This is a genomic window from Leptolyngbya sp. PL-A3, from assembly GCF_039962325.1.
In the GTDB taxonomy this organism is placed as follows: Bacteria; Cyanobacteriota; Cyanobacteriia; order Elainellales; family Elainellaceae; genus Vacuolonema.
The window spans coordinates 40,371-47,401 of the sequence record NZ_JAMPLB010000055.1; the positions used below are offsets into that span (position 1 = coordinate 40,371).

Genomic DNA, 7,031 nt, shown 5'->3' on the forward strand with positions numbered 1-7,031 from the left:
GTGCGCTTCGCGCACGCAAAATCAAGGGTTTCAGAAAAACTGTCCAGAGTATTGATTGATTCTGAATCAACTTACAAAAGAGAAGGTTTAATGTCTCACGGTGTTTCCGATATGGAAAACTATCACTTAGGTGTAAACCTTCTATGGGCAGGAATATGGTTAAAGTCGCAACAATCAACATTCTATTCGACTTGACAGAATGGATACAACGACGGGAAGCATTGGCCGACGGGCTTGCAGCGGAAAAGGCTGATGTGATTGCTTTGCAGGAAGTCAAATTACCAGAAAACACAGGAGCCTGGCTGGCAGAAAAACTAGATATGCCCTACATGTACCTCACTCCTAAAAGCAGCCCTGAAGGACATCCTGTTAAGGAGGGAATTGCAATCCTTAGTCGCTATCCGTTTGTACAGCAGGACATGATCGCTTTGCAGAGCCAGAACCGAGTCTCTCAATATGTTCAGATTACTGTGAATGAGCAACCGTTGGTCTTCTGCAATGGCCATTATTACTGGTACCCTGGCCCTCATCCAGACCGTGACTTGCAAGTGCAGCAGGTTTTGGATTGGCTAGGACAACTTCCCTCAGAACTTCCTGTTATTGCCGTGGGAGACTTTAACGGAACACCTGATACGTCAGCGATCGCCCTCATGCGGCAGCATTTTACCTCTGCCTATGCTGCATATCACGGCCAGGAACCAGAATATACCTGCCCAACGCCTTTAGTGCGCCGGAACTGGGAAAAAGTACTCTGGCACGCCTGGCGCAATTTGCGGTTCAATCACACCCTCCGTCCCTGGCGAGGCACATTAGACTACATCTTCATTAATCAACACTTGCGGGTCAAGGATTGCCAATTGATTCTGAATCAACCCGCCCCAAACAGCCGTACTCTTTATCCTTCTGACCATTTCGGCATCGTGGCTGACTTAGAAATTTTACGTTAGAGCACAAAAGCGGATGGTGAGTGGGTTAAACGTACCAAAACTCTTTACTCATTCACCCATCCAATGATCAAGATCCACACCTTTTGCTAATTCTGAAGTACAGTTGCGATCGCTCCAATCTCTAGCCACATTGATTGGGCCATGGCTGATGGCTCTCATTACACCAGTGCGATCGCCAGAGATAACCGTACCGTAGTTAACCTCAGTTTGGGTTAAGGACTTTTTCGAGGGGCGCGCAAGGCGCGCCCCTCAAAAAAGCCCATTTAGTCGTGCGCATAGCACACGACTAAATGGGCTCTTGGGCTTATCCCAAATTGAGGTTAGTTAGTTCTGATATCTGCTTACAACGCTTTTCAAGCGCTAAAGTCTGGTTGTTTTTGTGAGAACCGCGCTCCGCCTGACTCTCACAAAAACAACCGTGGCCATTCAAGCGCAAAACGCTGTAAGTGGGCACGATCGCGACTTCAAGCTGCAATCGTTAATCGGTATGGTACCCAAATTTTAGGCCAGAAGAATTGGGCCCGTTGGCTGGATACCAGCGGCTTTGATCGCGGTTAGAGCGGCCTCCGCGAGATGGCGATGGGCAGCAGTCGTAGGATGAATACTATCCCAAAATAGAAATTGCTCGGGGTTTCCAGCAGGGCGAGTACCCGCTAAGCAAGCTTGAGTGACCTGAGCAAAACCAAACGCTGCGGGTTGGGCGATCGCCTCCTCATACAGCTTATAAGCATCCATGGCTGCAATTTGCAGATGGGAGTGTTGTTGTTGCAACTGTTTGAGTGCACGTCGCAACGCCACATTATGGGCCTCAGACAAGCGGCTCAGTAAGCTAGAGTTACCGCTGAATCGGGTAGCCGGTAAATGACCTAAATCGGGTAGGTTTGCTACTAAAATCCTTTGGGCACCCAGGCTAGACAGGGTAGCGATCGCCTCTACGATATTCGCAACCGGACGCGTTGTATCGTTGACACCCTGGAGATAGTCATTTGCTCCAGCCCATAAGATGTAAAGAGCCTCGTTATCAGCCTGACGCTGCTTTTGCTTAAAGGCTTGCACCTGAGCCAGAAGGCCAGGCACCATGCTGCCATCATTAGCTGTTGTCGCCCCGCCACAGGCTGCATTATTGACGTGCTCAATGGAAAGGCGATTGGCCAGGTATTCAACCCAGACCAGACCATTAGAATAACGCCCTTGAAAATAGGGTGGATCAGACGGATACATCCCTCCTGTCGCTCGGAACACAGTTCCGGTATCAGAAAGACTGTCTCCAAAAACGTAGAGTTGCTTCATGACTTTGGGGAGGCTAATGATAAACGGGCTCTGATAAACAATAGCGGCTGACATTTACAGTATTTTAGGAATGTAGCGGCTATTTTATTTCTACAAAGTGACGGATCAAATTATTTTTGCTACTAAACGCGATCGCTCTGCACTGCTCTAGTAAATGATTTCAGTACAATCTAAGGCCATCTCATCTAAGGTAGCAAACCTATCGATGCAACTAGTTTCGGTTCCCTATGATGTTGGAGTGTGGATTGCCCTACGTTGAATGGGACTAAAACTGTGGACAAGAATACTCACACACCATCATGTTGTAAAAGTGAATATGAGCCCTTAGCTGGGACAAAACCTCTATTCTGTTGCGATGGCTAAGCCACCGCAACAGAATAGAGGTTTTAGAGGTAGTTTATTTTTCATCCTGTCTTGAGATATGAGCCATGCTTTAAGTGCGTAATTTTTGGTGATGGAAAGGGCTTTTGTATTCCTTTCAGAAGCACAAACCGCATGTCTAGGGAATGCTTTAAAGCTTGTCAGAAAAACTATTTTTTGTACGCTTTGTACACGGAAAAATAATTCTTACAACAGTTCCCAAGGAATTGGATGTGTCTGGTATTTATCGGCTTCTTATCCTTCAAAAGAACAATGCCAACAGTCTTTGAATGCTCTAACGTGTGCATAGGTTTGACGGCTAAAATGCATCCTTTGTTAAAGCGATTTCATCACTGATATAAGTGCTCAAGTCGCTTAATTTACAGTTTGAGGTACTTTTATGGCACTCGAAGAACAAATGGACCATGAAGCGGCACAACAGAGCGAACAGTGATTCAAGCTCTGGGCAACTTAACCACGGCTTCTTTTCAAACTGGACACGCCGAGGTTTTCTGCGCTTTGGAGTGTACTTTGCCCTACCGATCGCTATCTCTACCCCTATCCATTGTGTAGAACAAACTCAATCTGTTATGAAAACATTAAAGCGAGCAAGTTCAGGGGCAGTAGGGCGGTTGCAGACACGCCCTGCACAGCCTACCGAAGCCGGAGCAACAGGGCTTCATCCCCTCCAACTAGATGGCCAGCGGGATGGTTGGATTTATGTACCTCCTACCTATCAAAACAATCAACCGGCCCCTCTAGTGCTCATGCTGCATGGTGCTGGTGGTGATGCCGAGGGTGGACTCAGGATTATTCGGCCCCTTGCAGATAACTTAACGGCGATTGTGTTGGCTGTAGATTCACGGCGACAAACCTGGGATGTAATTATCAACCAATATGGGCCAGACATCGCATTTATTGACCAGGCTTTAGCGCAAACATTTAGCCGTTACGCTATCGACCCGAGCCGGATAGCGATCGCTGGCTTCTCGGATGGGGCGTCCTATGCCCTTTCTGTGGGCATCACCAATGGTGATCTCTTCACACACATTCTCGCCTTTTCACCGGGTTTCATGGCTCCTGCGGCCCAGGTAGGGGAACCTCGTGTGTTTATTTCCCACGGCCAACATGATACGGTGCTGCCCATTGATCGATGCAGCCGCCGCATTGTTCCACAGTTACAACAGAGTGGCTACGACGTGCGGTACCAGGAATTCGATGGGCCTCATACGGTTCCGACAGCCATTGCCCAGGAAAGTATGACATGGTTTATGGCTTAGAAATGCTATTGCATAAACCCCAGAATTTTATGTAGGACGTGCAGTAAATCGCATCTTTTACACAAGACTCTGGGATTTATGGTGTGCGAAATTGGTTCGAGGAGTCACAATTCGATGATGGGCGATCGCTTAACGAAGAAGCAACTAGATTTACCAAGCTATCGAACACTTTATTTAGAAGGGGGCGATGCATCTGGCTCAGCTCCTATTTTGTTTTTACACGGTTGGGGCATGACCACAGCCCCCTACCGTAGAAGCCTAAATTTACTATGCCAGCACTACCGAGTCATTGCACCTGATCTGCCGGGCTTTGGAAAAGCTAAGTATCCTCAATATCTGACCCATCATCTTAGTTATGTTGAACCGCTTATTTCCCTTCTAGATGCCCTGAGTCTTTCCAAAGTCCACCTGGTGGGGCACTCTGGAGGGGGGGCTGTGGCGATCGCTCTGGCAGCTACTCATCCGTCACGGGTAAGCAGTCTCGTCCTGACTGACAGCACAGGTATTCCGCTAGGTTCTTTCCCTAAAGTTCTTTTGCTACGAGTTCGCGAACTCCTCCTAGAAATTCCTAAAATCAAACCCATCCCATTGCTGAAATTTGTATATGCTTTGCTTTACAACGGCGTCTTTAACACCGGCAATGTTTTGAAAGCAGCGCAATTAGCCCTACAGCGAGATCTACGACCACTTTTACCCCAAGTTCAAGCACCAACTTTAGTGTTATGGGGAGGGGGCGATCGCTTTATCCCATTGCAAATGGCCTACGAGTTTGCAGAACACATTCCCCATGCTAAATCAATCATCGTTGAGGGCGAGTATCATGAATGGGCTATGCTTCGCCCTGAAAAGTTTGTGCCGTTGGTTCTTAGCTTTTTAGATGAGGTAGAAGGAATTAAGGACAGCTCAAGCGATCGCGGTGCTTCATTAATCTAGCTTCACGCCATAAGAGACTTGATGCATCCACCAAACCGATTGGGTATGAACATGGGCGAATCCAGAAGACTGTAACCAGGCCGTCATGTCTCCATCCGCATACTCAGCAGCGTAGGGCTCCTCAAAAATTGGGTTCACCCAGTTCACTCGACGTAGAAAAAGTTGGTTGCCATCCATGATGGCAATCTTGCCACCTGGCTTTAATAGACGGTAGCTCTCTTGCAAAATAGTTCTTGCAGTCGTGCTGGGTGTTTCATGAAAAAGCAAAGAAGCAGTAATTAGATCAAAGGAACAATCGGGGAATTGGGTCTTTTCCGCATTGCCTTGTAGAAATTGAATGTCGGCTCCTTCCTGTTGGGCTTTAGTGGCTGCCATAACTAGCATATAAGGTGACAAATCTAAGCCAATCACTTTAGCAGACGGAAACGCTTGTTTAAGCAACAATGTCATGGAGCCTGTGCCACAGCCCAAATCTAAAATATGCTGAGGTTTTTCACGAATTTTATTGATTAAGGTACGACGAACCAACTGTTCGTTAGGAAGCAATAAACAAGGGCTAACTAGATCATAAGAAACAGCGGCTTCAACACTTAGATAACCGTTTTTAATACTATGGAAATTTTGATCCTTGTAGTAGGTCGGATAACTTATACCTGGGTGACGGAAGCGATCGCTCTCCTTTTGCCAATCACGGCTTTTATACCATTGAAGCGGATCCTGTTCAATCAACGATTGCAGCAGATTAGAGGAGAAGAGACCTTGCAGCATAATGCAGTCTTAAGAGAACTTAATAATAGCGTTCAATATTAATGCTGACGGTTCTCATTGCCTGTTTTATCTCTCGAAAGTAAAGGCTGTTTATATTCCTATCTAATGAAAGAGAAAGAGTGTTGTCATTTTTTTATTGCTGGTTAAAAGTTAATTTTTTCGTACGTTTTGCACAGGAAAATAATCTTTGAAGTAGGCTCTAGCATAAGCCTCGTAACGTACACCACCCGAAGAATCAAATCGCTCATTAGATAGAGAAAAATTTAGCGATCGCTAGCTTTGCGCCAGAGGACAAATAGGGCTGAACTACTTAAACTGGCCACAGAACCACTATGAGGAAATAATTATGCCCACTGAAAAAGATGATGAATCCCTTGGTCTAGAGCAGCTTCCTCAGACCGAATTGGACTCTGTACCCGGTGCGGGTGAACAGCCAGATCCTGATACGGATAAGATGTTTCGGAACAATTCCGCTAATGCAGAGGCCGAGAAGCCGGGCAGTGTAAAACCTTCAACAGATGATGCTCAAGCGGAATGAGTGTTGTCCCGGCCTTATACGTTTTACGCTACTAAGGAGATTTCGAGAAACAATATCCCCATTATTTGGAAAAAAGGCGCGGCTAAGCCGCGCCTTTTTTCCAAATAATGGGGAAGTTCTTACCTGGAAATCTCCTAAGGGCCTATTAAACATAAAGCTGTGCCACCCACTGAGTGGGCGGCACAGCTTTATGTTTAATACGGAAGCACCCATCTTTATATATGCTCGGCAGACAAAAATAGGCATCCAGCTTATCTTGAACGGCTTGATTCAACGCCTACTCAGCAGATCCTTAGAATCGATTGCGAGCGCGACCACCGACCAGTTCTCGCTCATGTTCACGAAGTTCTCGGTTCGTAGGTGTTTTGAATCCGAAATAGGCTGCAATTAACGCAGTTAACGCATGGAGCCAAACATCATTACCAAAGATGGGAATCAGGCCAAACGTTGTATTAAGGACAGGTAGCAATCCCATGATGGCAAGCACACCATAAAAGATAGCTAAACCCCGACTGTAATTTCGGGATTGAACATAGCTACGAAATACAGAAACTCCCCAAATTCCTACAGCTAAATGCACCAAGTTGTGCAGAATATTGACAGGGAACGTTGACAGTAGGTAACCATAACCAGCACCAACAGCAACATCAGGCCCCCCTGGCCCAGGAGTTGCAACCATACCCGGAATAAATCCGGAAAGGCCAACGATGATATAGAGAATACCGCTGATTAGGGCAAAATTGCGCGCGCCCATAATACTGAATGCTCCTTATGAAAAGGGATTAGAAATGAAAAGACAGTTTATAGAACCCATTTGACATCTTTACAATCTCAAATTAAGGTACTGAAATCCCTTGAACCAAGGTACCATGCCATATTCCAGCAGCCTCACTGATGAAGAATGGAACATCCTCG

7 protein-coding genes are annotated in these 7,031 nt (G+C 46.4%); 4 read left to right on the forward strand and 3 right to left on the reverse strand.

From position 1 onward, the window contains the following. Window positions 1-155 precede the first annotated feature (155 nt). Window positions 156-947 (forward strand): endonuclease/exonuclease/phosphatase family protein, encoded by a 792-nt coding sequence (locus NDI52_RS26875; protein ID WP_190773976.1) that lies wholly within the window; start codon window positions 156-158, stop codon window positions 945-947. A 501-nt stretch (window positions 948-1,448) separates the two neighbouring features. Here NDI52_RS26875 and NDI52_RS26880 read toward each other — a convergent pair. Next, window positions 1,449-2,237 (reverse strand): SGNH/GDSL hydrolase family protein, encoded by a 789-nt coding sequence (locus tag NDI52_RS26880; protein WP_199307594.1) that lies wholly within the window; start codon window positions 2,235-2,237, stop codon window positions 1,449-1,451. 785 nt (window positions 2,238-3,022) lie between these two features. On the opposite strand from NDI52_RS26880, the gene NDI52_RS26885 reads away from it, so the two are divergent. Then, window positions 3,023-3,877 (forward strand): alpha/beta hydrolase-fold protein, encoded by an 855-nt coding sequence (locus tag NDI52_RS26885; protein WP_199307593.1) that lies wholly within the window; start codon window positions 3,023-3,025, stop codon window positions 3,875-3,877. Window positions 3,878-3,991: 114 nt separating this feature from the next. Next, window positions 3,992-4,810: an alpha/beta hydrolase gene (locus NDI52_RS26890; protein ID WP_190773974.1), complete on the forward strand. Its 819-nt coding sequence runs from the start codon at window positions 3,992-3,994 to the stop codon at window positions 4,808-4,810. Here the strand turns inward: NDI52_RS26890 and NDI52_RS26895 are convergent. Further along, window positions 4,802-5,578: a class I SAM-dependent methyltransferase gene (locus tag NDI52_RS26895; RefSeq protein ID WP_190773973.1), complete on the reverse strand. Its 777-nt coding sequence runs from the start codon at window positions 5,576-5,578 to the stop codon at window positions 4,802-4,804. The genes NDI52_RS26890 and NDI52_RS26895 overlap by 9 nt on opposite strands. A 346-nt stretch (window positions 5,579-5,924) precedes the next feature. Between NDI52_RS26895 and NDI52_RS26900 the strand changes: the two genes are divergently transcribed. Continuing rightward, window positions 5,925-6,116 carry a hypothetical protein gene (locus NDI52_RS26900; RefSeq protein ID WP_190773972.1) on the forward strand — a complete coding sequence of 64 codons (192 nt, stop codon included), beginning with the start codon at window positions 5,925-5,927 and terminating at the stop codon, window positions 6,114-6,116. Window positions 6,117-6,408: 292 nt separating this feature from the next. On the opposite strand, the gene NDI52_RS26905 is transcribed toward NDI52_RS26900, so the two are convergent. Then, complete coding sequence (locus NDI52_RS26905; RefSeq protein ID WP_190773971.1) at window positions 6,409-6,870, reverse strand: DUF4383 domain-containing protein; 462 nt, start codon at window positions 6,868-6,870, stop codon at window positions 6,409-6,411. Window positions 6,871-7,031: the final 161 nt, after the last annotated feature.